Source organism: Photobacterium jeanii (genome assembly GCF_001650345.1).
Lineage (GTDB): Bacteria > Pseudomonadota > Gammaproteobacteria > Enterobacterales > Vibrionaceae > Photobacterium > Photobacterium jeanii.
On sequence record NZ_LVHF01000029.1, the window covers coordinates 70,261 to 96,677 of the forward strand.

The 26,417-nt window shown below is 44.3% G+C and carries 23 protein-coding genes; 12 read left to right on the plus strand and 11 right to left on the minus strand.

The window, feature by feature from the left end; all coding sequences use genetic code 11:
- Window positions 1–642: 642 nt before the first annotated feature.
- The gene (locus tag A3K86_RS15155; RefSeq protein WP_198160433.1) at window positions 643–1,611 is read left to right on the plus strand and encodes a TDT family transporter; all 969 of its coding nucleotides are present in this window, start codon (window positions 643–645) and stop codon (window positions 1,609–1,611) included.
- Between the two features lie 147 nt (window positions 1,612–1,758).
- Here A3K86_RS15155 and A3K86_RS15160 read toward each other — a convergent pair whose 3' ends face one another.
- Window positions 1,759–2,112 (minus strand): DUF2750 domain-containing protein, encoded by a 354-nt coding sequence (locus A3K86_RS15160; protein ID WP_068332861.1) that lies wholly within the window; start codon window positions 2,110–2,112, stop codon window positions 1,759–1,761.
- 267 nt (window positions 2,113–2,379) lie between these two features.
- On the opposite strand from A3K86_RS15160, the gene A3K86_RS15165 reads away from it, so the two are divergent.
- From A3K86_RS15165 to A3K86_RS15175, 3 genes are all read left to right on the plus strand, one after another.
- Complete coding sequence (locus A3K86_RS15165; RefSeq protein WP_068332864.1) at window positions 2,380–2,976, plus strand: methyltransferase domain-containing protein; 597 nt, start codon at window positions 2,380–2,382, stop codon at window positions 2,974–2,976.
- Between the two features lie 167 nt (window positions 2,977–3,143).
- On the plus strand, window positions 3,144–4,046 hold the full coding sequence (rarD, locus tag A3K86_RS15170) for an EamA family transporter RarD (RefSeq protein WP_068332867.1): 903 nt from the start codon (window positions 3,144–3,146) through the stop codon (window positions 4,044–4,046).
- Between the two features lie 312 nt (window positions 4,047–4,358).
- Window positions 4,359–4,760: a globin gene (locus tag A3K86_RS15175; RefSeq protein ID WP_068332870.1), complete on the plus strand. Its 402-nt coding sequence runs from the start codon at window positions 4,359–4,361 to the stop codon at window positions 4,758–4,760.
- 77 nt (window positions 4,761–4,837) lie between these two features.
- Here A3K86_RS15175 and A3K86_RS15180 read toward each other — a convergent pair whose 3' ends face one another.
- The 4 genes from A3K86_RS15180 to nrdD form a co-directional block, all read right to left on the minus strand.
- The gene (locus A3K86_RS15180; RefSeq protein ID WP_068332871.1) at window positions 4,838–5,101 is read right to left on the minus strand and encodes a DUF2960 domain-containing protein; all 264 of its coding nucleotides are present in this window, start codon (window positions 5,099–5,101) and stop codon (window positions 4,838–4,840) included.
- Between the two features lie 178 nt (window positions 5,102–5,279).
- Entirely contained in the window at window positions 5,280–5,489 is a 210-nt protein-coding gene (locus A3K86_RS15185) for a hypothetical protein (RefSeq protein WP_068332873.1), read from the minus strand.
- Window positions 5,490–5,945: 456 nt separating this feature from the next.
- A complete protein-coding gene (gene nrdG, locus A3K86_RS15190) occupies window positions 5,946–6,419 on the minus strand; it encodes an anaerobic ribonucleoside-triphosphate reductase-activating protein (RefSeq protein ID WP_068332876.1) in 474 nt (157 codons plus the stop codon).
- A 110-nt stretch (window positions 6,420–6,529) separates the two neighbouring features.
- A complete protein-coding gene (nrdD, locus tag A3K86_RS15195; protein ID WP_068332878.1) occupies window positions 6,530–8,650 on the minus strand; it encodes an anaerobic ribonucleoside-triphosphate reductase in 2,121 nt (706 codons plus the stop codon).
- Between the two features lie 317 nt (window positions 8,651–8,967).
- Here nrdD and A3K86_RS15200 point away from each other — a divergent pair, with 317 nt between their 5' ends.
- The 4 genes from A3K86_RS15200 to A3K86_RS23085 all read left to right on the plus strand — a co-directional run bounded on the left by A3K86_RS15200 (window position 8,968) and on the right by A3K86_RS23085 (window position 13,575).
- Window positions 8,968–10,080, plus strand: coding sequence for a GGDEF domain-containing protein (locus A3K86_RS15200; protein WP_068332880.1), 1,113 nt, complete (start codon window positions 8,968–8,970; stop codon window positions 10,078–10,080).
- A 123-nt stretch (window positions 10,081–10,203) separates the two neighbouring features.
- Complete coding sequence (locus A3K86_RS15205; protein WP_232322010.1) at window positions 10,204–11,766, plus strand: MltF family protein; 1,563 nt, start codon at window positions 10,204–10,206, stop codon at window positions 11,764–11,766.
- A gap of 118 nt (window positions 11,767–11,884) precedes the next feature.
- Complete coding sequence (locus A3K86_RS15210; RefSeq protein WP_068332883.1) at window positions 11,885–12,967, plus strand: endonuclease/exonuclease/phosphatase family protein; 1,083 nt, start codon at window positions 11,885–11,887, stop codon at window positions 12,965–12,967.
- A 473-nt stretch (window positions 12,968–13,440) separates the two neighbouring features.
- Entirely contained in the window at window positions 13,441–13,575 is a 135-nt protein-coding gene (locus tag A3K86_RS23085; RefSeq protein ID WP_269747616.1) for a hypothetical protein, read from the plus strand.
- Window positions 13,576–13,752: 177 nt separating this feature from the next.
- On the opposite strand, the gene A3K86_RS15215 is transcribed toward A3K86_RS23085, so the two are convergent.
- The 5 genes from A3K86_RS15215 to norR all read right to left on the minus strand — a co-directional run bounded on the left by A3K86_RS15215 (window position 13,753) and on the right by norR (window position 23,089).
- Window positions 13,753–16,905, minus strand: a complete 3,153-nt coding sequence (locus A3K86_RS15215) for an efflux RND transporter permease subunit (RefSeq protein ID WP_068332886.1) — start codon at window positions 16,903–16,905, stop codon at window positions 13,753–13,755.
- Window positions 16,906–16,916: 11 nt separating this feature from the next.
- Entirely contained in the window at window positions 16,917–18,056 is a 1,140-nt protein-coding gene (locus A3K86_RS15220; protein ID WP_068332889.1) for an efflux RND transporter periplasmic adaptor subunit, read from the minus strand.
- Window positions 18,057–18,538: 482 nt separating this feature from the next.
- Complete coding sequence (locus A3K86_RS15225; RefSeq protein WP_068332892.1) at window positions 18,539–18,928, minus strand: SirB2 family protein; 390 nt, start codon at window positions 18,926–18,928, stop codon at window positions 18,539–18,541.
- A 130-nt stretch (window positions 18,929–19,058) separates the two neighbouring features.
- Window positions 19,059–21,329 carry a nitric-oxide reductase large subunit gene (locus A3K86_RS15230; protein ID WP_068332895.1) on the minus strand — a complete coding sequence of 757 codons (2,271 nt, stop codon included), beginning with the start codon at window positions 21,327–21,329 and terminating at the stop codon, window positions 19,059–19,061.
- A gap of 170 nt (window positions 21,330–21,499) precedes the next feature.
- Window positions 21,500–23,089, minus strand: coding sequence for a nitric oxide reductase transcriptional regulator NorR (norR, locus tag A3K86_RS15235; protein ID WP_068333921.1), 1,590 nt, complete (start codon window positions 23,087–23,089; stop codon window positions 21,500–21,502).
- A gap of 226 nt (window positions 23,090–23,315) precedes the next feature.
- On the opposite strand from norR, the gene A3K86_RS15240 reads away from it, so the two are divergent.
- From A3K86_RS15240 to hemF, 4 genes are all read left to right on the plus strand, one after another.
- Window positions 23,316–23,519 carry a hypothetical protein gene (locus tag A3K86_RS15240; RefSeq protein ID WP_068332898.1) on the plus strand — a complete coding sequence of 68 codons (204 nt, stop codon included), beginning with the start codon at window positions 23,316–23,318 and terminating at the stop codon, window positions 23,517–23,519.
- Between the two features lie 91 nt (window positions 23,520–23,610).
- Window positions 23,611–23,931 (plus strand): TehB-like domain-containing protein, encoded by a 321-nt coding sequence (locus A3K86_RS15245; protein ID WP_068332901.1) that lies wholly within the window; start codon window positions 23,611–23,613, stop codon window positions 23,929–23,931.
- A 19-nt stretch (window positions 23,932–23,950) separates the two neighbouring features.
- Window positions 23,951–24,166 carry a hypothetical protein gene (locus tag A3K86_RS15250; RefSeq protein WP_068332904.1) on the plus strand — a complete coding sequence of 72 codons (216 nt, stop codon included), beginning with the start codon at window positions 23,951–23,953 and terminating at the stop codon, window positions 24,164–24,166.
- Between the two features lie 28 nt (window positions 24,167–24,194).
- The gene (gene hemF, locus A3K86_RS15255) at window positions 24,195–25,118 is read left to right on the plus strand and encodes an oxygen-dependent coproporphyrinogen oxidase (protein WP_068332907.1); all 924 of its coding nucleotides are present in this window, start codon (window positions 24,195–24,197) and stop codon (window positions 25,116–25,118) included.
- A gap of 83 nt (window positions 25,119–25,201) precedes the next feature.
- On the opposite strand, the gene A3K86_RS15260 is transcribed toward hemF, so the two are convergent.
- Window positions 25,202–26,392, minus strand: coding sequence for an acetate/propionate family kinase (locus tag A3K86_RS15260; RefSeq protein ID WP_068332910.1), 1,191 nt, complete (start codon window positions 26,390–26,392; stop codon window positions 25,202–25,204).
- Window positions 26,393–26,417 lie beyond the last annotated feature (25 nt).

Below are 26,417 nucleotides of genomic sequence, written 5' to 3' on the forward strand. Positions count from 1 at the left end.
GTTTTGGACCCCAGTCTACCTAGAACAGTACACTCGAGGCTATCTGCTACTACTTATTGCTACCGTGTATCTCTTTTCTCAGTACAGCACTTACATACTGGCAATATCACACCAAATATGAATTGTGACTCGTGTAACAACCGCCTACTGCGACGTTTAGCGTAACAAATATAACGTGTATCAGGCTTCGCCACTCACTACGTTGAGTTTGCCGTGCTCGTAACGATAATCGTTTTTTCCGAGCGCTTATTTTATTGGCGAAGAAGTATCGTTTTTTGTGTGTTGCTATCCAAATTGTAATGTGCCGATTCAATCACCATCGACGCATTTGACGATGCAAGAGTACAGTTTCCACTCTCTACACCCGAACCTACACCCTTGAGCAAGATTAAAACAGCTTTCCTCCGAAATGCTATGAAACAACTCATTGCAGGTTCACTATAAATATGGTCATTAATTCGGTAATTGGCAAATTAATTAATCCATTTTTCTGCATTAGATCTACATTTCTAGAACATGGCGCTAAGCTATTGAAAAATAAACATCAGATTTTCAAATGCCAACCTAGATCTAAGGAAAAATATGGGATTAGTGTAATATAACCAACCTCTCAATAACTCAATTAAGGAGTTTGCAGCACAAATGATCAGTTTGGCGCATCGACTACAACGCATTCCAACCGCGCAAGCCTCGTTAGCGCTTGGCACGACCGGGCTTGGTTTGGCTTGGTCGCTATTTTTTCCCGATCACGCCCACCTGCTTCGTAGTATTTGTGCTGTTATTGGCGCTGCTCTACTCATTCCTGTTGTGCTCAAATATTTGTGCCACCCGAGTCTATTTCTGCAAGATCTCAAGCATCCACTATATGGCAGCTTGATGGCACCAATGACCATGACCATGTTGGTACTGGCTGATTACCTTTCTTCAATTCATATTAATAGTGCACGGTTATTGTGGTACCCAGCCCTTAGCTTGCACTATGTCATGCTGTCTACTTTCTTTTATTACCAATTAAAAAACTTTCGGTTGATTAACCTCTACCCAAGCTGGTTTCTGTACCCCGTTGGCGCAATCAGCGGCACCTTGGCAGGTGTTCAAATTGGTCATCACACCTTCTCACTAGCCATGACTGATCTTTGCATCATGATTTACTTCATCATGCTACCCGTGGTGCTTTACCGCCTTTGCTTTGCTAGTCGTTTACCACGTAAAGCACGTCCGACTCTTGCCATAATGGCAGCACCAGTTAACCTTTCCCTTGCCGCGTATTTATTGAATGTATCAGAGCCAGATTTAATTTTAACTGGCGCGTTAGGCGGTGTAGGTATCACCATGACTATCTTGGTGTACCTCTGTTATTTCGATTTATTGAAACAAAGATTTCAGCCATCTTTAGCTGCGGTGACTTTCCCGTCAGTGATCAGTGCCGTTGCCAGTGAACGTCTACGTCAGTTCTTGGTAGACGATTTCCCGCAATGGGCATGGCTTGAAAAGCTTGGGTTATTGGAAATTACCGTGGCCACCTGTTTAGTCTTTTGGGTGGGTTATCAATACGTGCGTTATTACTACCATCAGCACCAAACGCGCGAACTTGCGAAACAAGCCTTGTAATAACACGGGGATTACAGCTGTAATTTACCACTCTGAGTTACAGGCCAAATATTTCCTAATCAAAACAGTGAAAACAAAAAACGGCGCTGAAAAATCAGCGCCGTTTTCACTTTCAACCTTAACGCTTTATCAGCGTTAACAATGAAATTAAAGGTAAAGCTTAGCCACGTCTTGTGGTTCTAGCTCGCTACCTTCAAGTTGTTCGTTCCAGTTTAGACCAACAAGCACACCATCTTCAGCTAGAGTGATCATCCAATCTTCTAGGAAGATATCTAGTGGTAGTTCAGATACAAAGAACTCAGCCCACTCGTCTACGCAGTGAACTTGTGCGTCTTCTTTATTCGACCAAAATGGCATTACTTCTGAATTTTCAAACTCTGAAGATTCAACAGCTAGCCAGTCACCTTCTTCATTACGAAGACCCCAAACAAAACGCGTTTCTTGGCTTTCAGTCACGAATAGATCCTGATTCGCTTGGATATCCGACGTTAACTTGGTCATAATTTTCTCTCTACTGTTCGTTGCCACTTGGCGATAATTGCCGCCTATTCTACCAAAAAACCTGACTTAGACGATATTTCCAGATTAACTTTATTTGAAATATTAGCGTGTTCATGCTGTGAATCGCCCTAGCACTCTACTTACTTGATAGACGAGTCCAAAAAGTGAGCAATCAGATATTTGCGTGCTCATTATACTTATCAAGCAACTCTCAGCCCTTATGAAGGCTTATAGCATTGGATTTGGTAAGTAGGAACTGAAGACGTTATGGCAACTGTGGACTGGTTAAACTATCTCAATACTCAAAGCCTGTTACCGCCTCGTTCACATGTGGTGGAAGCCAACCAGTTTCTTGGTGAACGCCAATCTACCAATATTGCGGTTGATTGTGGCTGTGGCTCGGGTCGTGATGCTCTATATCTATTAGAGCAAGGTTTTCAAGTTTATGCCTTTGACAAAGATTTAGCCTCGATTGAAAAGCTCGCTCAGCATACGCTAGCAGCAGACAACCCTATGCTTGATGTCAAAATCAGCACCTTTGATGAATACCAATTTCCTCGAGCACACTTGATCAACGCCAGTGCCTGTCTGTTTTACAGTAAACCAGATGAATTCAATACCTTCTGGAAAAACATGGAAAAGAGTTTATTCAGCGGTGGGATCTTTTGTGGTCACTTTATTGGCAAAGACGGCAGTGATGAGAATGAACAATTACCCATTCTCACTCACAGCAAAAATGACATCGAAACGCTACTCGCAAACTTTTATATTATTGCTTGGCAAGAGAAAAAAGAACGATCTGCACAGCTCACCGGTGAACAAAGGTATTGGACTGTCTATACAGTTACCGCCCTGAAAAAATAAGCATGACAGTAAGTGGTTTAACGAGATATCATTAATTTCGTCATGCTTTAACGTAAAAGTAGCTCTGGTTAGAATTCTTCATAATAAATTTACACAATTCGCTTCAATCCGACTAAGTTTAGTGACAGAATCGCACTCATCTAATTCACTCTCGATGGAATTCAACCATGCAATCTCAACGTGCAGGCAACGCGTTAGCGGCCTTCTCTTTTGTACTTTGGGGCTTGTTACCTCTTTATTATCAATATTTGCCACAAGCAAATATTAACGACTTGCTGGCACTACGTATTGTATTCTCTGTGCCATGTATGTTTTTGATTTGCATGATGTTGCGCCAGCCTTTGCCTAAACTGGCTGAATTATTAAAAGATAAACGCTCATTGGTTATGGCTTTTATCGCTGGCCTCATTATGTGTGTCTCTTGGTATGCCTTCACTTGGGCCATGACCCATGGGCAAGTATTAGCAGCCAGCCTAGGATTTTTTATAAATCCCCTATTTGCGATCGCTCTGGCGGTATTCTTCCTAAAAGAGCGTCTTTCCCATGCACAAGTCATGGCTGTAATTTTGGGTATTTTAGGTATTGGTTACCAAGTTTGGCATTACGGCGAACTTCCTTGGATCTCATTGATCATGGGTAGCTTCTTCGCGCTTTACGGCCTGTGTAAGAAAAACATTCGCTTCGATGCGATGACATCAGTAACTTTAGAAGCGGCTTTGCTAGCACCTTTGGCAATCGGCTTCCTCGCTTGGACATACATAGATGGCACCAGTACGGCGCTCTATGCCGACAGTAGCACCTTGATGCTTTATATAGGCTCTGCACCTGTAACGCTGGCACCTTTGGTCTTTTTTGCGCTGGCGATCAACCGCACTAGCCTAACTATGGTGGGATTGATGCAATACATCGAGCCAAGCCTACAATTCATCTTAGCTGTCGTGCTATTTAATGAAGTGTTTGACGGCGTTAAAGCCGTAAGCTTTGGTTTTATCTGGCTAGGACTCATACTTTGTACACTAGAGGCAGTGCTTCGTATGGTAAAGCGCCGCAAGCGAATGCAGACCAGCTAAAACGTTAGCTCTTGTCGTTAGCTCTTGTCGTTAGCTCTTGTCGTTAGCTCTTAGAGTAAGAGCTAGGGTCAGCACTGGCGCAAATCCAAATATGGATAGGCTTAGCGGAAAATTCGCTAAGCCTTTTTTCCATCTGGTTGCACACACGTGCATAACACAACACCTATCACACAAATCACCTTTCTTGTTGTCATCAGAGTTAATCTGGTGAAATCTGTGCCACTATAATAATCAGTAAGCTAAGTAGTTGATCTTAAATTTGTTAAGTAACGAATCTCCCCACATTGGCATGGAGCAGCCTTAGGAGGATAAATGGACATTCATCAGGTTTTTAACGACAGTTTTGACCGCTGTAATCGTAACGAAGCATTCCTCAAGAAGTTCTATGCGCGCTTTTTTCTAAAAGATCAGAAATTTAAAGAAATGTTTGAAGGCGTTGATATGGCGAAGCAAATGACCATGATTAAAGCGTCGATGATCATCATTATGCTTGCGCCAACGTCGGCTTCTGCACGCCAAACAGTAAGAGGCTACGCCAAACGCCACGGTAAAGATGGAATTGGCATTACCACAGACGATCTCAAGATTTGGTTTGAGTGTTTACTGAAAACCATTGAAGAATGTGATCCTAGATTCTCAGATCAAGTTGCGAGGGCATGGCAAGAAGCATTCGCTGATGGGCTTGCCATCATGCAGACAGAATGCGAGGTGTAACGCAGGTTCAGCAATAACATAATCAGGTCTACCTAATAACTACTCATGTAAGCCATTTAGGTAGACCAATAGCACAACTACTTATGGCCAACGCCACGGTTTTCTTTTTGCGCCAGAGTGATACGACCGAAGCCTAATTTTTTGAAGTAGTTATCGCGGTAATCTTTCGCTGCTTTCGATGAGTTAGATACCATTTCTACCTGAAGTTCCATCTTCAAGAACTCTGTAAGATCAATACCTTCCGCAGCAGCTACCGCTTCGTGGATAGTACGGAACTGATCGTATGAAAATGTCAGAGTTTTTTCCTGTTTTTTGTAGGTATATAGGATTGTGCGAGACATAAGAAGTTACCAATTTTGCAAATAGGCGCTGACTTTACCTTATTTTGCCGCCAGACCCAACTTTTCCCCTCTTTTCTTAACCGCAGCACCTAACCTCAGGCATAAAAAACACCCTTTAGCCATTGCTAAAGGGTGAACTGACAGTGGATATCAACAACAAGTTTATGAAGTTAAACGCTTAGCGCCCTTCCTGAATTTCTTGGCGCATTTTGCATGAATGGTAATTAGCAGCATCAATACCATCCATATTGTTGCTCGCTTTGGTCAATTTAGCTGACTGACAAACAACAGAAGTAGGTTTAGCTTGGTTTTCAGTTGTGCTGTTATTCGCCATTGCATTAACCGAAAATAATGAAATAAACAATGCAGGAATAAGTAACTTTTTCATAAATCACCTCAATTGGTTAATTTAATAATCAGAGTTCTTTCCATATAGAGAAATAAAGTTAGAGCTGCATTAAGCTATTTTATAAATATTCCAATGATGAGAAATAAAATAGTATTAATGCTGACCTCTTCATTTCAATTAATTCCTTTTACGCATTCACAGTAGCACTATAAACTTAACTGTTCTTGAACATAAAATTAGCAAAGATACCGTTTATAATTAATTCAAGTTAGGTTCAGATATAAAGCTATGTATTCAAGCTTCTTTCGTTAATAAAGCTTCATTTATAGCTACAACAGCAATGGCTTGTTCTAACGGCATAAATTTAATAAAAGAATATAGCTCAATCGTATTTGAGGGCAAGATAACAGTTTTTCAGAATAATGGTGAGTCAGTGGAAGGGCTATAAAACAAAACCCAGCAACAAAAAGAGGTATGCTACTGGGCTTTTGAACGCTATGAAATGTCTTTAAAGTAATGAATAACTTGATTATCGCTTCCGCGCCAAACCAAAGAAGGATCATGCCTCTCCTTCTCAAACTTGCCATCGATCATGACATCCACTAGCTCAATCACAGCTTGTTGCTCTGGTGTCAGTTCAGCTAGCAAATAACCTGACCATAACCAAATATCTTTACCTGGGCACTCTTCTCGCACTCGTTTCACCAATTTAAGCACTGCTGAAACATTCTCAGGGTGCAATGGATCACCACCTGAAAGTGATAAACCACGGCGTTTGATGCGATCGTCATTCAAATCATGAATAATTTGATCTTCCATCTGCTGAGTGAACAAGTGACCACTATCTAACCGCCATGTACTTTTGTTGTAGCACCCACGGCATTGATGCACGCAACCAGACACGAACAAGGTGCAACGCGTGCCCGGTCCGTTCACTACATCAACAGGGTAATAATTATGATAATGCACTATGAGCCTCACTCAGTCGCTAAGAACTGCGGTAGGTGGAAAATAAAAGAAGTGCCCGTGAGCACTTCTTTATTGATATTAGTTAAGTCAGCTTTGCTTTTTAATAGCAATTACATGTGCTTAACGCGACGCTTCACTTCTTCTTGTTTACCGAAGTTAAACGGACGCGCATCAGGGCTACCTAGGTAACCACATACACGACGCGTTACAGACACACGAGATGGCTCGTGGTTGCCACACTTAGGACAAGTAAAGCCTTTGCTTGTACAGTCAAATTCACCAGTAAAGCCACAGTCGTAACACTCATCGATTGGTGTGTTCGTGCCGTAGTAAGGTACACGTGAGTAGCTGTAATCCCATACGTTTTCTAACGCTTCTACGTTATGCTGAATGTTCGGGTATTCGCCGTAACAAATGAAACCACCGTTCGCGATGTCTGGGTACGGCATTTCAAAGTCAATCTTGTCGTATGGGTTTACTTGTTTCTCTACATCTAAGTGGAAACTGTTTGTGTAGTAACCTTTGTCGGTTACACCGCCAACAACACCAAACTCTTTAGTATCGATAGAACAGAAACGGCTACATAGGTTTTCACTTGGCGTGCTGTATAAGCTAAAGCCGTAACCTGTTTCAGCTTTCCACTGCTCAGTAGCATCTTTCAGACGCTGAACAATCGCTAGTGCTTTGTTACGTAGTTCTTCGCTATCGTAAACGTGCGTTTCTGTGCCGTATAGCGCATTGATCGTTTCGTGGATACCGATGTAACCCAAAGAAATCGATGCACGACCGTTCTTAAAGATCTCAGATACGTTGTCGTCAGCATTTAGACGAACACCACATGCACCTTCCATATATAGGATTGGCGCTACGCGAGCTTTCACGCCTTCAAGACGAGAAATACGAGTTTCTAGTGCACGACGTGCAAGCTGTAGACGCTCATCAAGCAGCGTAAAGAATGCCGCTTCATCACCTTTAGCTTGTAGCGCAATACGCGGTAAGTTCAGGCTCACAACACCGATGTTGTTACGACCTTCGTGGATCAACTCACCATTTTCTTCGTAAGCACCAAGGAAGCTACGACAACCCATTGGCGTTTTGAACGAACCCGTTACTTCAACCACTTTGTCGTAGTTCAAGATATCTGGGTACATACGCTTAGATGCACACTCAAGCGCCAGTTGCTTGATATCGTAGTTCGCGTCACCCGCTTTGTGGTTCAAGCCATCTTTGATTGCAAATACCAGTTTCGGGAATACCGCTGTTTTACGGTTTTTACCTAGGCCAGCAATACGGTTCTTTAGGATAGATTGTTGAATAAGACGAGATTCCCAAGACGTACCAAGACCAAAACCAAACGTCACGAACGGTGTTTGACCATTTGCTGTATGCAGTGTGTTTACTTCGTACTCAAGTGATTGGAATGCGTCGTAACACTCTTTTTCAGTACGCTTGATCGCGAAATCTTCCGGCGTTGGAATATCCCACTCTTTCGCTACAGCAAGATGTTTCTCGTAGCTTACTGTCACAAACGGTGCTAGCACTTCATCGATACGGTTAATCGTTGTACCACCGTAAATGTGGCTAGCAACTTGCGCGATGATCTGTGCAGTCACTGCTGTTGCTGTTGAAATTGATTTTGGCGTATCAATTTCAGCATTACCCATCTTAAAGCCATGCGTTAGCATGCCTTTCAAATCGATAAGCATACAGTTAAACATCGGGAAGAACGGTGAGTAATCTAAATCATGGTAGTGAATGTCACCCATCTCGTGTGCTTGCACGATGTCACGCGGCAACAGGTGCTGTTTCGCGTAGTGCTTAGCTACAATACCTGCTAGCAAATCGCGTTGAGTCGGGATTACCTTGCTGTCTTTGTTTGCGTTTTCGTTTAGCAGAGAAGCATTGCTCTGCTCGATCAAACCACGGATCTCATTATTTAGGTGGCTTTTCTTCTCACGCGAGATATCACGGTCGTGACGGTACTCAATGTACGCACGCGCAACTTCTTTGTGAGGACCTGCCATAAGGTGGTTTTCAACTGCGTCCTGAATGGCGTGAATTTCAACTTCTTTCGCCGATATGAACTGTGACAGCACACCATCTGCAACCGAAGCCGCATAGGCCTCATTCATGGCTTCAACTGACTTAGCAGCGCTAAGTACAGCTTCTTTGATGCGTAGTGTATCGAATGGTACACGGCATCCATCACGCTTAATAACAACAGGGTTCACAGCTGGCTCCTATAAAATGACACTGTCACTTAAAACACTAAATATAGGTATCTGGTTAACAGTCACTACAATATATGGGGGTGTATTAAGCAAAATTTACGCTCAATAAACATTGATCAAAATCAAGTTTTCACAATAGGCGGATAGGGATCGAACGATGATTATGAGCAGCTGCAAAATTTGAAATGTAATTTATTTTGCAACCCTTTTTGTCAATCAATTTATTAGCTTCAAACTCACTTTTTCACGAAAAAAGTCCTTGCATTCTATAAATTCAAGTACACTAATCGCAGTGGATAATAATACGTATAATTGACATGGATAAGCTCAGCTTAATGCGTCGCGTTGACAACGCCGCACTTAGTAACATTACAACTGGATTACAACTTGCTTCCGCCCTCTCCCTTTTCTTACTCGTTATGGTTGTCATTTCCGTAGGATCTGAATTATGGCGTTTTGCTCACCCCTATTTCGTTTTTTTGCTGGTATTACTTGGCATCTGCGCGGGAGTATTTATTCTTGGACTACAAGCCAAACAGCTCAAAAAGATAAAGCCTTACTGGAAAATTGCGACAACCGCATATGGCGCCGCATTCAGCGTAAGCTGGGCTAGCCTTATTCTTTATCTTTCAGATCAGCCCCGCTTTTTTGCTGCCGCAGACATTCTGACAGACTTGATGTTGATGATTGTACTGCTCGCCTTCTTTGCTTACCGTCCAATGCTGTATACCTGTGTCACGCCACTGCTCGTGATCACAACTTGGATTGGTTTCGACAAAATGGACACCTTCTACGTCTTACCGATCGAGAAGTTCGTTGCTATCTGCATCATCATTGAATCTGGTCGACATGTTCTGTACCGCTGGTTCATCAATAACATCGAAAAAGAGCATGAAAACCAGCGCCTGATGAAACAACTGGCAGAACTGGCCTCCAAAGATCAATTAACCGACATTCATAATCGACGTTACTTTGAGTATGAATTAAATAAGCAATGCAACATTGCGAAACGCCAAAGCAGCGAGCTTGGACTTATCATGCTCGATATCGATCACTTTAAAGACTACAACGACAAATTAGGCCATCCTCAAGGGGATAAATGCTTAAAAGACGTCGCACAAGTGATCCAGCAAAGTTTGATGCGCACGACTGACAGTGTTTCTCGGTACGGGGGTGAAGAATTTGTGGTGCTGCTTCCTTGCACTGACATTGAGGGCACTATTTTAGTGGCTGAACGTATCAAGCAAAATCTCACTAACGCTGCGCTGTTGCATCCAAACTCAGCCACCAGCGAATGGGTTACCGTCAGCCAAGGTATTGCGCAGTGGCTAGATCACACAGGTCCTGAGTCTTTATTAGAGGAAGCCGACCAACACTTATACCAAGCCAAAGCTGCTGGTCGTAACCAATACTGCTATAAAGCCGCTTAATAAGCGGCTTAAGCAAAACAGTCATTCCATCAGCGTCAATCATCTCGACTATACTGAGTTAACCGTCAGTAAGTGCTGATTGCGCAGAATACTTCACCTTCACTCCCCCTGTGATACCAACAAATGATGAAGGGAATAGACCAAATCAGAGGTGGAATGATGGCCTATGTTGAATCACTGCAACTCAAAGTACAAAGCTACTTGTCTTTGTTCATATCCCTTTGCCATAACTACCCGCTTTCATCGCACCTAAAGCTGCACACCATACTGGGGCTAACCTCTTTGCTGTGTTTACTATGGCTACCGCGCCCAGTCAGCGCGATTGAAGTAGCGCCACTTCCCATCGTTCGTCATACCGGTGACTTCAACACCATCAAAGATGAGGGAGTGATCCGTGTATTAGTCGCTGCCGATCTTGGTTTCTACTACCTCGATAAAGGTAAGCCTAAAGGTGTGGTATCAGAAATGCTGATTTTGTTCGAAAAGTACCTCACTAAACACAGTAAAAAGCGACTGCATTTAAGTGTGATCCCAGTACCTCGCGATCAACTGCTACCCGCACTTGTATCAGGCTTGGGCGATATAGCTGCGGCAAACCTCACCATCACCACCCAGCGACAGAAGCAAGCCGATTTCAGCACCCCGATTCTCAAAGACATTAACGAGCTTTTCATCACCACAGATAAAGTGAAGCCCATCAAGAGTTTTGAACAACTGGCGGGACAAAGCGTTTGGGTAAGACCCAGTTCAAGCTATTACCAAAGCCTACGCAAAATCAACGCCGCCCTTCGCCAGCAACAGCTAAAACCGATGCAAATTCACTTCATCGAGGAAACCTTGCAAGACTATGACCTGATCAAAATGCTGCAATCAGGCATGATCACCATGACTGTGCTCGACAGCCATAAAGCGGAGTTTTGGGACTTAGTGACCGAAGATCTCCAACTTCATACTCAAGCCCCTATTCGAACAGGTGGTGAAATTGGTTGGATGTTCCGTAAAAACAGCCCTGAACTTGCCAAAATCATTAATGGCTTTATCGAGAACAATCGTCACGGCACATTAAACGGTAATGTGATTTTTAAACGCTACCTTCATAGCCAAGCATGGTTTAAGAAAGTGGTTAGCCCTGACAATATTAAAAAATTCAAAAAGCTCGAAACCCGTTTCACTCGCTACGGTGATAAGTACGATATCAACTGGCTAGTCATCGCAGCCCAAGCCTTTCAAGAATCACAATTTGATCAGTCGAAACGCTCACGCGCTGGGGCTATCGGCATCATGCAGGTGCTCCCGCAAACCGCCCGCGAACCTTATGTCAACATCCCCAATATTTACAACTTGGATAACAACATTCATGCGGGCGTAAAGTACATGGATTTCATTCTCGATCACTATTTTGGGCATGAAAATATCGATGAAGTAAACAAGATCTACTTTGCCCTCGCCAGTTACAACGCAGGGCCTGCACGTATAAAGCGAATGCGTCGCCTTGCGAGTGAACAAGGGTTTAATGAAGATGAGTGGTTCAATAATGTCGAGGTCGTTGTACGCAAAAAAATCGGACTCGAACCTGTGGTGTATGTCGGTAATATCAGCCGCTACTACACGATCTACAAGCAAATTTTTGAATTGCAAAACATCACAGGGCAACGCAACCTTTCACACATTATGCCGGGGAAGTGATACCACTCGCAGTTATACACTTCTGTGCTTAAGGTCACTTTTACTTTAAATAGAAAAGCGCATGCTAAACAGGTAGCTCGTCATTGTTTTCTAGACTCTTATGTAGCGACGTATCAATATGAACTCACCCCTTAAGCTCATTTTTATCACAGCGATCATCACCTGTTTTATCACCGCTAGCACGGTTTATTCTTGGCTAGCACCAGAAGATGATGCATCAAGCCTGCAAGCGAATATCAATAGCCAACAAACCCTAGATCGCCCATTGACCTTAATGAGCTGGAACATGGAATGGCTAACCCTGAATGAGTTTAAATATGCGCCATCACGCCAAGAGCAAGACTTTGCTGCCCTTCGCCAGATTTTTGAATCTATAAACCCTGACATTTTGGCTTTTCAAGAAGTTGACTCAATAACTGCACTAGAGAAAGTGGTTTCAGGCGATCATTACGATTTTTACTTTTCTGAACGACAACAACAAAGCCACGAAATCTTTGAAGACGTTAATCAGTTCACTGGCTTTGCTGTGCGTAAAGGCATCACGGTCACCGATATTGAAGACTTAGCCGGATTAAACGTATCTCGCTATTCATCCCATAAACGAGGCAAACTACGTTACGGTAGCGTGATTGCGATCCAAGCAAACCCTGATGCTCCAAGTGTGACCTTAATGTCCGTCCATCTAAAAAGCGGCTGCCACACCCCAAATAAGCACCATAAAGCTTCAGGCTCTTGCCAGTTACTCAAACAGCAACTCGCCGAGCTCGGGGATTGGCTACAAAATAACAAGCAACAAAGCCATCAACAAAAAAGTCAGCAACAGAACTGGGTGATTATGGGTGACTTTAATCATATTCTCACCAGTCAAAACGACTGGCTAACCCAGACTCTCAATCAAGCACTTAGCCAAACGCTGAACCAAACATCAAACCACCCAGGTACTCGATTGATCTCGTTATGGCATCACGATGAAAATAAACACACAAAGGATACCTGCGTGGTTAAAGCTCACTCCAAACATGGTAAACGCCTGCGCCCCTATCCCGACTTAATTGATCACATTTTGGTATCACAAGCACTGCTGGATCAACAGCCGTCACCGCCTACTACCTACCAATACATCTACACCCAAGAGCAATTGGATAAATACCAGCTAAGCGATCACTGCCCGTTGATCAGCCAACTGTACTTACCGCAATGATCCAAACGGGCAATTTGGACAAAAGTTAAGCACATAGACTCTCATACCATTGAAATTTTGAGATCCAACACCAATTTTCATAAATATGAGATATTCATCGAAGATGATTAAGACTAATTGTAGTTTTTAAGGTAAGTCATTTTCTTATTTTGCGTATACACACTGGTACTAAGCCATTCACACAGACGCCCTTTAAAGATGTCTGTGGTTTGTCATTTCCCATTGATCCTGTTCGCTCAAGTTTTAAAGCTTAGCTGGATTAACTGTGTTGCTCTAGAGGAAGAGTATTGCGCTAAGAAGATGTAAATACCCATTTTGCAGGTTATTGAATGTTGAGGTTCATGTTTTTATCAGCAGTTTTTTGCCTCACACAAAACTCAAACAATGCCTTTAAAGGTGGGTATCTGACCAATCTGATAAGTCAGTAAAGAATAACGACTTATCGCGATTGGCAACAATCAAGGAGATAAAAAATGGATACGATTCATAACACAACTTTCGTCGCACCAACTGACGATGAGCTACTACTAGAACAAGTGGAACAAAGCTGCTCTAGTGATATTACGACCGAATTAGAAGACAGTGTGATTATCCTTAACACCCTGTAATCGCAAAAGTCAGCCAATCAGTTAAGCGGTCATTGCACCGCTTTTGATGCAAACTCTTTGGCTGACTATTCAGACAATATTGAACAAAATGAACGAATAAAAAAGGCTTCACATCGGTGAAGCCTTTTTACTATCTGAATGTTTAACGATATGGCTTATCTATAACACCAATCATGATCACTCATCATCAAGGTTTACCAGCTTGGTTGAACCACCGTGGAATTTTTCACGGCGACGCTGAACCACAGCAAAGAAACCAGGGATCAAGAAAGTACCCGCTAATAGCACACATAACAGACCACCAGTGAGCGACACACCTAACGAGTTCTGACTAATGTGGCCGGCACCCGATGCGAAGATCAGCGGCAAAATACCCAAGATAAACGACCACGATGTCATATTCACCGCACGGAAACGTAGCTTACCACCCCGTACCGCTGCTTGTTCGATGTTCAGATTCTTCTCTTCACGCTCTACTTTGGCAAATTCCACAATCAAGATCGCGTTCTTCGCGGCAAGCGCAATCAACAGAACCAAACCAATTTGTGCGTACAAGTTAAGCGGTGTGCCTGTCATTGCTAGCGCAAGGAAAGAACCCAAAGTCGCGACCGGAACGACCAAGATAATTGCCAGTGGAATACTCCAACTTTCGTATTGAGCAACCATGAACAAGTAAATAAACAGCAAGGCTAATGCGAAGGCATAGATCGCTTGGTTACCCGCTTTTACTTCTTGGTAAGACATCCCCGTCCATTCAAACTGATAGCCTTGCGGTAACACCTCTGCGGCTACACGCTCCATAGCGGCAATCGCATCACCACTTGAGTAACCTGGCGATGGCGCACCTTGAACCATTGCCGAGCGGTACATGTTGTAACGCCAAGCCACATCAGGCTCAAACACTTGCTCAACGCTCACCAAAGTACTGAGTGGGATCATGTCACCCGATGTTGAACGCACGTGGAAACGTTCTAACGACTCAAGAGTATTACGGTAATCGCTGTCAGCTTGAACCGTTACGTTGAAGTTCTTACCGTACATAGTGAAATCATTCACGTACATCGAACCCAAGTTACCTTGCAGTGTTTGGAATACCTCTGTTAGTGGTACACCTAACTGCTTCGCCTTCACACGATCAACATCAATGTAGTAATGCGGAACATTGGCACGGAACGTACTGTAGGTATAAGCAATTTCAGGTTGTTCATTCGCCTTTTGGATCAGCTCGCCCATCACTTTGGCAAGATCTGAACGGCTTCGCCCTAAGCTATCTTCCAGTACAAACTCAAAGCCAGAGGCAACACCCATCCCCGGTACCGCAGGCGCACCCATTGCAAACACAACCGCTTCAGGAATTTCCATTGCTGCGCGAGCATTAACACGGTTGATCACTGCAAATGCCGAGTGATCACCTTCCATTGCGTTACGCTCATCCCAAGGCTTTAGCTTGATGAACATAGATGCGCCGTTCGATGCCGCAGCGCCCGTTAAGAATGCGTAACCATTCGCAACCGTGATCCCTTCAACGCTTGGCTCTTCATTAATCATCTTCTGAAGTTTCAATGTCACTTCTTCAGTGCGGTTTAATGAAGCGGCATCTGGCAACTGAACGTTTACCAACATGATGCCCTTATCTTCCTGTGGTACGAAACCAGAAGATGTGGTTTTCGCCAAGAAGGTTACCGCACCAACCGCGATCACGAACAAAGTACCTAAAATAGCAACTTTGCGAACCAAGAAGCCGGCAATCGCGCCGTATTTGAGAGTGACTTTATCAAGACCTTGGTTGAACTTCTGGAACCAACGTGCCGTGTTATCACCGCCCTGTTTAAGCACCAGTGAACAAAGCGCTGGCGATAGCGTTAAGGCGTTGATCGATGAGATCACTACTGAGATACAGATTGTCAGTGCGAACTGGCGATACATGATACCAGTGATACCCGGTAGCATGGCGACAGGCAGGAATACTGCAAGTAGAACGATGGTCGATGTAACGATTGGCCCTGTTACTTCCTTCATCGCAATCAAGGTCGCTTTACGCGGTGACAACGATGGATCGCGCTGCATGTTGGTATCAACGTTCTCGATAACCAATATGGCATCATCCACCACGATACCAATCGCCAAGATCAAACCGAACAAGGTAATGGTGTTAATGGTAAAGCCCGTCACCAACATGATGGCAAAGGTACCAATCAAGGAAACAGGAATTGCTACTACCGGGATCAAGGTCGAGCGCATGCTCCCCAAGAACAGATAAGTAACCGCAATTACCAAAATAATCGCTTCAATCAAGGTGGTCACAACCCCTTTGATTGACTCGGTCACAAACAAGGTCGTGTCGTAACTGGTTTCGTAAGTCATGCCTTCCGGCATGTTAACGCTCAGCTTTTCAAGCAACTCCATCACGGCTTGACCACTTTCCAGTGCGTTAGCCCCCGCTTGCAGCGATAAGATCACGATAGAAGCTGGTTTCTCGCGGAATGTACCGTTCGCGGTGTAAAACTTTTTACCTAGCTCAACGCGGGCAACGTCACGCAAGTAAACGACAGAGCCGTTAGCATCAGCACGCAGTACAATCTCTTCAAATTCAGCAGCTGATTCAAGGCGACCTTTAGTTACCAAACTAAACTGCATTTCTTGCGGATTATTAAACGGTGGCGCACCAATGTTACCCGCGGCAACCTGTACGTTTTGCTCTGCCAATGCCGCAGTGACATCCGAGGTCGTTAACCCCAAATTCGCCATGCGCTCAGGGTCAAGCCACACACGCATTGCGTATTCACCACCACCAACAACATTAACCTTGCTAATGCCTTTCGCACGTGCCAGTTGGTCTTTCACGTTAAGGTTGATGTAGTTGATCAAAAACTGATCATCGTACTTACCTTCTGGTGAGTAGAAGTTCAGTACCATCAACATATCTGGTGAACTTTTCTCTACCGTCACGCCCACCATGCGAACTTCAGATGGCAACTTAGATTCGATCTGCGAAACACGGTTTTGAACGTTAACCTGTGCCATATCGGGATCGGTGCCGATATCAAATGTCACATCCAGCGAGTAAGAGCCATCATTGGCACTTTTCGATGACATGTAGATCATGTTTTCTACACCGTTGACCGACGCTTCAATCGGCGCGGCAACAGCTTCTTCCACAACCTCGGCGCTTGCACCTGAGTAGTATGCCGTTACGTTTACAGACGGCGGACTGATCTCTGGGTACTCCGCGAGAGGCAGATTCAATAATGCAATCGCCCCTGCAAGGGTCATGATTATTGAGATTACCAACGCAAACTTCGGGCGCTGGATAAAAAAGCGGCTAAGCATACTTCTTTTCCTTACGCCTGAGGTTGGTCTTTGCTAGGTGCAGCAACTGGCTCTTCGATACGTACCGACATGCCATTACGCACGCTTTGCAGACCTTTCGTTAGCACGACGTCATCTTGAGTAATACCTTGGCGAATGATCACGCCTTGTTCCGTTTGAGGACCAAGCTCAACGTTACGACGCTCTGCAACTTTGTCTTCGGTAAGCACCATTACAAAATCACCTTCAAGGTCACTTTGTACTGCGCGACGAGGGATCACGTTAACTTGCACTGGCTGTTTTTCACGTAAGAATACTTGCACGTGTTGACCCGGTAGTAGCGTATGATCAGGGTTAGGGAAACTAGCACGAAGTGAAATCGTACCGGTTTTCAGATCAATACGGTTACCAATGTAATCAACAAAACCAAGGTGATCGTAAGTTTTACCCTGCCCTAGCGACATCACAACTTCGATATTCTCATTGCCGCTACCTGCACCATCTAACGCATCAATACCCAAGTTCAGACGTTCACGCTCGCTCACCTTAAAAGTCGTGTGCATAGGGTCTAGGCTAACTAGCGTCGTTAAAGCACCTGTCGATGGAGAAACTAAATCACCGATACTGGCTTTGCTATCACTAATACGACCATCAAAAGGCGCCACAATCTTGGTATGTGAAAGGTCCACTTCCGCTAAATGCAGTTGCGCTTTAGCTGCTTTTAGCTGCGCTTCTGCACTCAACTTGGTTGCAGTCGAACGGTCGAAGTCAGACTGACTGATACTGCCTTTTGGCAACAAGTTTTTGTTACGCTGCCAGTTTTGCTCTGCGTTACTCAATTCTGCTTTCGCTTGCGCTATCGCAGCTTCAGCACTGGCTACTTTGGCTTCATAAGCCGCAGGATCAATTTGGTACAAAAGCTGACCCGCTTTTACCATTTGACCTTCAGTGAAAAAACGTTCTTTTAGATAACCTGACACTTGGGCAATGATAGCCGCATCTTCTTGTGCTTCGGTACGTCCTACGTATTGTTTACCTTGCTGATAATCAATCACTTTAACCGCTTGGGTAGCTACTAACGGCGCTGGCATTGCATGTTGACCGCTGAGTTGATCACCACAACCCACCAACAATCCTGCACAAATCGCCGCAGCAATAATCTTCTTATTCATTACGTGAAACCAATTAAATGTAAATTCGACCAAAAAAGGCGTGCTATAAATTATTATTCGCCTATAAAGTAACAATCCGTGATTAATGAAACCTGAATAGCGACAGGCTATCTCGATAGCAAAAACACTATTTGTTTCAAAATATTTCCTGCTGTCATACCGCATTCATAACTGAATGTTAATAATAAGCGAAAACACTTTATTGCTGAGGTAAGGAAACAGCACAAATACACACAGGTTCGCCATTAAACCACTTGGTGTGTGTAATGAAAATGATAAAGAGAAAATAATTCGTAGTTTTGTTCAGCAATTAGTCAGATAAATAAGCATCTGACTAGGCAAGATTCAAGGAGGAAACTATTGCAGAAGGGGCTGATTTCAAGCTAAGCAAGCAAACCAATGGTTCACCTATGAACCAGTCTTAGCAGAAATATGTTACCACGTTTAAAAATAAGGTCTTTAGAGCTTGTTCAGCAAAAAACTTAACCAAACAACAAATCAATGTTCTTAAACACAGCCAGACAAATGACAGTAACGAGCCATGCTAACGACGCAGTGAAAAATCCCCACCTCACCCACACAGTTTGTTTTTTGCTCAGCGCGTAAAAACCACAAAAAATATAACCGAATACTGCGCCTAATTTTATTGTTAGCCAAGGCGCCGCATCTGTAAAAGGGATAAAACCAGTAATACCAATTAATGCCAAACCAGTAGAAAGTAACAAAGTGTCGTTAATATGTGGGATCACCTTTAACCATTTAGGTGATGTTTTTACCTCTGTGGTCGAATAATACATAGCGAAGCGATATACGTAGAGCAATATACTCAAAGTGACAGATGTTAGGTGTATATTCTTAATAATAAAATACATTCACTCAATACTCCGAGAAAAGGCGCGTAATACCCATAAAATTAAGGAGATATTCAGGTAATTACGCGCAATGTTAATTCACAATCTAATTTTAGTTATTATCTCTCTTCGCCTAGAGACATTCGTCCATTTAAGCTTGGCTCTCAGCTTGAGGTTGCGGTTGTTTCTGAATCGCAGCCATCACAAGCTTAGCAAGGAAAGCAGCAAGGAAAATCCCGCCCATACCAAATAAGATATCGCCTGGCACACGAAGCCAAACAAGTGTTTCAACCAGCTCACTATGAATCACTTCTGGTGATCGTGCGTACCAATAACCGTGATCAATCGCGGCAAAAAACTGCACGATCCCCACAGGTAGTAACGACATAAACACCATTCCAAGTAGACCAAGATTCAGTGACCAAAAGCTCCACTTCAACAGCTTGTCATCCCACATGGTGGTGGTGTTACTTAAGCCACGAAGGCAGGTTAGCATCAATCCAATACCCAACATGCCATATACGCCCATAAAGGCACCGTGAGCATGAGTTGCCGTGGTATTCAAACCTTGAATGTAGTAAAGCGCAATCGGTGGGTTGATCAAGAAGCCCAGTACACCAGCACCGACCAAGTTCCAGAATGCGGTCGCAACAAAGAACATGATCGCCCACTTGTAACGGCTCATCCAGCTCGTCATCTTACGCATACGGTATGTTTCAACCGCTTCAAAACCAATCAATGCCAGTGGCACAACTTCCAGAGCTGAGAACACAGAACCCCATGCAATCACAGAAGTTGGTGTGCCAGTAAAGTATAGGTGGTGCAAAGTACCAATCAGGCCACCCGTTAGGAATACGACAGTCGCGAACAGCACTGCGCTATTTGCTGATTGAGCACGAACCAAACCAAGGCGCACAAACATCAACGCAATCACGGAGGTCGCAAAAGTTTCAAAGAAACCTTCTACCCATAGGTGTACCACCCACCAGCGCCAGTATTCTGCAATCGCAAGGTTTGTATGTTTACCTTGGAACAAACCTGCGCCGTAGAATAAACCAATAGCCACACAAGATGCGTACAGCACCCAAACCACTGGCTTCATGTCGTTATCATGATTTAGTGCTGGCTTAATTGCTCGTGTTACGAGTGCTAGCCAAATCAACAAACCAGCCAGTAATAAGATCTGCCAGATACGGCCTAAATCAATGTACTCCTGACCTTGGTGACCCAACCAGTAGCTCATATCAATATCAAAGTACTGCTGAATAGCCAGCCACTCACCCGCCATTGAGCCAAGTACAACAATCACAAGCGCAACCCAAAGGACATTCACGCCAAGACGTTGGAATTTAGGCTCATGACCTGAAAGTGCTGGTGCAATATAAAGACCTGTACCTAACCAAGCGGTTGCTATCCAAAATACCGCTAGCTGAGTATGCCAAGTACGGGTTACAGAATAAGGAAGGATCTCAGCGAGTGGAATACCATAGAAGTTTTGCCCTTCAACCGCGTAGTGCGCCGTAACGCCACCTAATACAATTTGTAGCAAGAACAAACCTACCGCAGTCAGGAAGTATTTACCCAGTGCACGTTGTGATGCGGTTGGCTTAACACCAAAAAGTGGATCGCTAGCAGGCAACTTAGGTAATGGATGTTCTTTAAGTGTTGCGTGATACCAAGCTAAAGCACCAACCCCCGCAATCAGCAGCACCACACTCATTACTGACCACACAATGTTGCTTGAGGTAGGAGTGTTACCAATTTGCGGATCGTATGGCCAGTTGTTGGTATAGGTGTAGTTCTCGTTTGGACGTTCTGTTACCGCCGCCCATGCGCCCCAGAAGAAGAAAGCAGAGAGCTTTTCACGATTTTCCTCAGAGGCAATTGTGCCCTCTTTCATCGCGTAAGCTTCACGCGTTGGCTGCATCGCAGGATCATCACCAAACAAACTCGCATAATACGCTTGTAGCTGGCGGATCACTTGCGCACGACGCTCTGACACAACCAATACACCTGATTCAGGATCGTATTGGTTTGGACGCATTTCTTCACGCAAGCGACTTTCAAGCCCTGCTTGCTGATAACTGTCCAGTTCAGAAAATGACGAGGAAAATTGGTATTGCGCCGCTGACTCTAACCACATTTCAGCCTCACGATGAAGCCAATCTGCCGTCCAATCAGGCGCAACATACGCACCATGTCCCCAAATCGAGCCCAATTGGTGACCACCCATCGAGCGCCATACCAATTGTCCATTTTGTATATCGTCTTTAGTGAATACCACCTCACCAGATAGTGTTACGACACGTTCTGGGATCGGTGGCGCTTGACGATAAATCTCACTCCCTAAGCTCAAAAGTATGGCGAATGAGGTCACACATACAATCACGAGCGCGATCAGGGAAAATTTTTGCTTTGTCATTTTTGACTCCAAAAGCGGTTTACGTTCGCCCTTGTAAACCAACTTTCGTGCCAAAATTTAACCTATTGATTTTATTGAATACACCAACCTACAATTATCTTTATGACAAAACCATTTTATTCTCAAAAACACAAAGCATTGTTAATATAACAATGCTTGTGCCTTCATCTTTACTTTAGTTGCAACCGCTTCATCAAGCGATGCAAATTACCTGGATTCACTTTGAGATCACGAGCCGTTTGGCTCAGGTTTTGCGCATTCGCTTTATATACCTTCGCCACTAATTCCGCTTGAAACTGATCCAAGGCTTCTTTTAGTCCCAGTTCACGGTACGCCGCAAAATCTAATTCTCCGTCCACTGCATTGACAGCTGAATCATTCACACGGCTTTCTGCCGCACGACTAACTGAACCAGTACTTGCCCCTAATGCACCGTGCTTAGCAAAATTGAAATGATGTGGTTGAAGTAGTAAGAATTCATCAACACTTTCTGCCCTTGCCAATACCGCCGCACGATTAATGGCATGCTCTAACTCACGTACATTTCCTCGCCAAGGGTGGGACTGGATCATACGCAGCACTTGAGCATCCAAGCGTATGGTTGAGCCGCCTAACTTAGCTGCACAGCGCTCAGCAAAGAATCCAGCCAGCAGCACAACATCTTTATCACGTTCTCGAAGCGGTGGCACAGTTACGGGGAACACACTCAAACGATGATACAAATCAGCACGAAAACGTTCAGCAACCACCTCCTCATGCATGATCCTATTGGTTGCAGCAATGATCCTGACATCAACCTTGATATTCTTCTCGTCACCCACGCGCTGAATATCACCGTACTGCAGTGCTCGAAGTAACTTGGCTTGCAGTGGCAACGACAGCTCACCAATTTCATCGAGAAACAGAGTGCCACCATCAGCCAGTTCGAATTTCCCTTTACGGTTACTGATCGCGCCAGTAAAGGCCCCTTTAACGTGACCAAACAACTCACTTTCCGCCACAGATTCAGGCAAGGCCGCACAGTTTAGGTAAATCATCGGCTTATCAGCACGGCCAGACTGGTGATGAATTGATTTAGCAACCAGCTCTTTACCCACACCCGTTTCGCCCATGATCAAAACTGAAAGATCGGTATTGGCGACAACTTCAATGTGTTGTTTAAGCATCGCGATTCCCGCAGATTGACCAATAATATCAACTGCTTCACTTACCATTTTTAATGAGTGGTTTTCGGTAGGCGTAAAGCCCGTCGATTTTTCGAGCTTTTCTTGTAACAGCGCTGTATTGAGGCTGCTGGATGCCAACGCACTGATCATCCGCAGCGAGTTATTCGATAAACGATCAAAACGCTCAGGATCGAACGCATCAATGGTCAGTGCACCAATCAAACGGTCTTCTTGCAGCAATGGCAATCCGATACAAGCATGCACTTTCAATTCATCATCATGATTTGGGATCAGACCATCGTAAGGATCAGCCAAATCACTATCAGCAGGAAAACGCACCACATCACCTGCGCGAGCAATCACTTCGAGTCTTGGATGCTGTTGGATATCAAAACGCCGCCCCAACACATCGTGGCTTAACCCGTTGATAGCCAATGGCACAAACTGCTGATCTTTAAATAAAAGTAATGCTGATGCATCGCTTTTTAAGGTTTGATTAACGGTTGAAAGTAGTTGGGTAAAGCGCTCTGCATTCGACATTCCCGAGGTAATGCCAAGCGCAACTTGTACCCACTCTTTACTCACTTGCTCCATCATACGAGCCTCACAAATCACAATTGTCATCATGATAATGAAGTTATCAATTTAACAATAGCCCAGCCTTGTCTTTTGGACAAAAAGCAATCACACAAAAAGATTAAGCACTTGTTTATATTGAAGTTTAAATATTGGCATGGGCTCTGCAATACATCTATCAAGCGAAGTAAACAAATAACGTGAAAAGTTAACAGCGAAAGCCGAACTAGAAAGCGAGGTCACCATGCACGAGTTATATCTTGAAAATGCACATCCTGAATTAGGCATCGAGCGCTTTCAATGCCAACAAGTTGAAAGCCAGCACTCACTAGCACCTTCAATTAGGAAAGAGCTACCACCTCAAAAGCCATATACAGCAACACAAGGGTCAGCCATCAAATCACGCCTTGCAACTTGGTTCTGGGGCAATGGCTGGCTCCACCTTTAAGGCCTTGGTTCACCTTTAAAATTTGGTCACCAGACATACTCGGTTTCGCATTCACCAATTAATACAGCATTATCAAACTTAGGAGTTCATTATGTCTCATCAAATCATTCCAGCTGATTGGACTATTCAACGCTCAACCCCTTTCTTCACTAAAGACACAGTGCCAAGCGCCCTGCTCAACCGCCATAACACCCGTAAAGGTGTTTTTGCCCAGTTATGTGTTATGGCAGGCGAAGTTACATTTTATGGATATGACAGCAAAGAAGCTGAGCAACATGAAATGAAAGTCGTGATCTCTGCGGGGCAATTCTCCACCAGCCCACCACAATACTGGCACCGTGTTGAACTAAGTGATGATGCTCAATTCAACTTGAATTTTTGGTCATTACCTAAAACAACCGAACAAGAATAATACCAACGAGGGTATTGAGATGAATAAAGCCGCTGACATACCAAGCTACTCACCACAAGAAGATAAAGAAACGCACCAAGCAGTATTAGCTCACAGAAAATCAAAAGTGACATTGTCACTTACCATCTCGCAGTGCAAATACGTTATTGCACTGATGGGAATGGTAACTGGGATCAAACTCTCTATCTGGTTCCCGCTTGCCCTAACCCAGTTGTACCTAAAAGTTTTTAATTAATAACACTAGCAGTTAGAAATAGAAAATCATGACTCAACAAGCTATCGATAAAAAAGCTGTGCTTCAGTTTTTAACTGAACTCCAAAGCCAAATTTGCTCCGCTTTAGAACAACAAGACGGACAAGCTCTTTTCCAGCAAGACACTTGGCGCAATAACAGTGGTGAAGGTTTACAAGGAGAAGGTCGAACGCGCGTCATTCGTAACGGTAACCTTATTGAACAGGGCGGAGTAAACTTTTCCCATGTGAAAGGCGTTAGCCTACCCGCTTCCGCAACGGAGAAGCGCCCTGAACTTGCAGGCTGCCAATTTGAAGCAATGGGTGTCTCATTGGTTATTCACCCGAAAAATCCGTATGTGCCGACATCTCACGCTAACGTACGCTTTTTTATTGCAGAACGTGAAGGACAACCGCCTGTATGGTGGTTTGGCGGCGGCTTTGATCTCACGCCGTTTTATCCATTTGAAGAAGATTGCCAGCACTGGCACCAAGTCGCTAAACAGCTTTGCCAACCTTTTGGTGACGGTGTTTATGCCAAGCACAAAGCTTGGTGCGATGGCTACTTCTTCTTACCACACCGTAACGAAACTCGCGGTGTCGGTGGTTTATTCTTTGATGATTTAAATGAATGGGGCTTTACGCGCTGCTTTAATTACATCAAGGCGGTTGGACAAGGCTACCTTGACGCTTATATCCCGATTATCGAAAAGCGCAAACTGCTGCCGTATGGAGAGCGTGAACGCCAGTTTCAACTGTATCGCCGTGGTCGCTATGTGGAGTTTAACTTAGTGTACGACCGTGGCACGATTTTCGGTCTGCAAAGCGGGGGGCGAACCGAATCTATTTTAATGTCGATGCCACCGCTGGCTCGCTGGCAATACGATTATCATATCGCGCCAAACACACCGGAGCATGATCTCTACGCCAATTACTTAAAGCCAAGAAATTGGTAAGGCACAAATGAAAAAACGGCCCTGAAAAATCTTCAGAGCCGTTTTCCCGTTCCAAATAACCCCGTTCCCGCAGGGTCAATCTATTAAGCGTGTAGTAGCGCCATAGATTCGTTTGCGATTACCCACTCTTCGTTAGTTGGGATAACCATTGCAACTGGTGTGTTTGGCTTAGTGATGATGCCACGGTTGCCAAAGCGTGCTGCTGCGTTACCTTCTTCGTCTTCACGGTAGCCGAAGATTTTTAGGTTCTCTAGGATCTTGCTACGGATTGGCTGAGAGTTCTCACCGATACCCGCTGTGAAGATGATGCTGTCTAGTTCGTCTAGCGCAACCATGTAAGAACCGATGTATTTAGCAACACGGTAACAGAAGATTTCAAATGCTAGTGTCGCACCTTCGTGACCATTTTCCATCGCTTCGATGATGCCACGACAGTCGCTTGTTAGACCAGAAACGCCTAGTAGGCCAGATTTCTTGTTTAGCTCAGTGAATACTTCTTCTTGAGACCAACCTTTCTTCAGAAGGAACTCAATGATACTTGGGTCAAGGTCACCACAACGTGTACCCATCATTAGACCTGCAAGTGGGGTGAAGCCCATGCTTGTATCAACTGATTTACCGTTCTTGATTGCACATACAGATGCGCCGTTACCAAGGTGAACAGAAATGAAGTTACTTTCTTCAACTGGCTTGTTAAGTACTTTCGCAGCTTCACGGCTAACGAAGTAGTGGCTTGTGCCGTGGAAACCGTAACGACGGATACCGTAGTCTTCGTAAAGCTTACGAGAGATAGCACCTGTGAACGCCTTAGCAGGCATTGTTTGGTGGAATGCTGTATCAAATACCGCGTACTGAGATAGTGATGGGAATGCTGCTAGAGAAGCGCGCATGCCGATAACGTGAGCTGGGTTGTGAAGCGGAGCTAAATCGCTTAGGTTTTCGATTTCTTTAAGAACTTCATCATCGATTTTCACAGTACTTGTGAATTTCTCACCGCCGTGAACAACACGGTGGCCTACTGCAACGATGTCGTCTTTAAGACCAAGTTCGTCAACTAGTGCAACGATACGGTCTACAGCTAGTTGGTGGTGATTACCTTCGCTTAACGCGTACTCTTTTTTCTCACCATTGTATTTCCAGCTAACATTCGCCTCTGGAAGACCGAAACACTCACCAAGACCGCTTAGTACTGCATCGCCAACTACTGTGTCGATCAGTGCGAACTTAAGTGAAGAACTACCAGAATTAATTACAAGAACTAGTGAATTGCTCATGGTTATCTCATCATATCTAGGGTAG

Excerpts from the sequence above, each read along its gene's own strand:
- A3K86_RS15155 (WP_198160433.1), top strand. The coding sequence starts at position 643 with ATGATCAGTTTGGCGCATCGACTACAACGCATTCCAACCGCGCAAGCC.
- A3K86_RS15160 (WP_068332861.1), bottom strand. The coding sequence starts at position 2,112 with ATGACCAAGTTAACGTCGGATATCCAAGCGAATCAGGATCTATTCGTG.
- A3K86_RS15165 (WP_068332864.1), top strand. The coding sequence starts at position 2,380 with ATGGCAACTGTGGACTGGTTAAACTATCTCAATACTCAAAGCCTGTTA.
- rarD (WP_068332867.1), top strand. The coding sequence starts at position 3,144 with ATGCAATCTCAACGTGCAGGCAACGCGTTAGCGGCCTTCTCTTTTGTA.
- A3K86_RS15175 (WP_068332870.1), top strand. The coding sequence starts at position 4,359 with ATGGACATTCATCAGGTTTTTAACGACAGTTTTGACCGCTGTAATCGT.
- A3K86_RS15180 (WP_068332871.1), bottom strand. The coding sequence starts at position 5,101 with ATGTCTCGCACAATCCTATATACCTACAAAAAACAGGAAAAAACTCTG.
- A3K86_RS15185 (WP_068332873.1), bottom strand. The coding sequence starts at position 5,489 with ATGAAAAAGTTACTTATTCCTGCATTGTTTATTTCATTATTTTCGGTT.
- A3K86_RS15200 (WP_068332880.1), top strand. The coding sequence starts at position 8,968 with ATGGATAAGCTCAGCTTAATGCGTCGCGTTGACAACGCCGCACTTAGT.
- A3K86_RS15205 (WP_232322010.1), top strand. The coding sequence starts at position 10,204 with ATGATGAAGGGAATAGACCAAATCAGAGGTGGAATGATGGCCTATGTT.
- A3K86_RS15210 (WP_068332883.1), top strand. The coding sequence starts at position 11,885 with ATGAACTCACCCCTTAAGCTCATTTTTATCACAGCGATCATCACCTGT.
- A3K86_RS23085 (WP_269747616.1), top strand. The coding sequence starts at position 13,441 with ATGGATACGATTCATAACACAACTTTCGTCGCACCAACTGACGATGAG.
- A3K86_RS15215 (WP_068332886.1), bottom strand. The coding sequence starts at position 16,905 with ATGCTTAGCCGCTTTTTTATCCAGCGCCCGAAGTTTGCGTTGGTAATC.
- A3K86_RS15220 (WP_068332889.1), bottom strand. The coding sequence starts at position 18,056 with ATGAATAAGAAGATTATTGCTGCGGCGATTTGTGCAGGATTGTTGGTG.
- A3K86_RS15225 (WP_068332892.1), bottom strand. The coding sequence starts at position 18,928 with ATGTATTTTATTATTAAGAATATACACCTAACATCTGTCACTTTGAGT.
- A3K86_RS15230 (WP_068332895.1), bottom strand. The coding sequence starts at position 21,329 with ATGACAAAGCAAAAATTTTCCCTGATCGCGCTCGTGATTGTATGTGTG.
- norR (WP_068333921.1), bottom strand. The coding sequence starts at position 23,089 with ATGGAGCAAGTGAGTAAAGAGTGGGTACAAGTTGCGCTTGGCATTACC.
- A3K86_RS15240 (WP_068332898.1), top strand. The coding sequence starts at position 23,316 with ATGCACGAGTTATATCTTGAAAATGCACATCCTGAATTAGGCATCGAG.
- A3K86_RS15245 (WP_068332901.1), top strand. The coding sequence starts at position 23,611 with ATGTCTCATCAAATCATTCCAGCTGATTGGACTATTCAACGCTCAACC.
- A3K86_RS15250 (WP_068332904.1), top strand. The coding sequence starts at position 23,951 with ATGAATAAAGCCGCTGACATACCAAGCTACTCACCACAAGAAGATAAA.
- hemF (WP_068332907.1), top strand. The coding sequence starts at position 24,195 with ATGACTCAACAAGCTATCGATAAAAAAGCTGTGCTTCAGTTTTTAACT.
- A3K86_RS15260 (WP_068332910.1), bottom strand. The coding sequence starts at position 26,392 with ATGAGCAATTCACTAGTTCTTGTAATTAATTCTGGTAGTTCTTCACTT.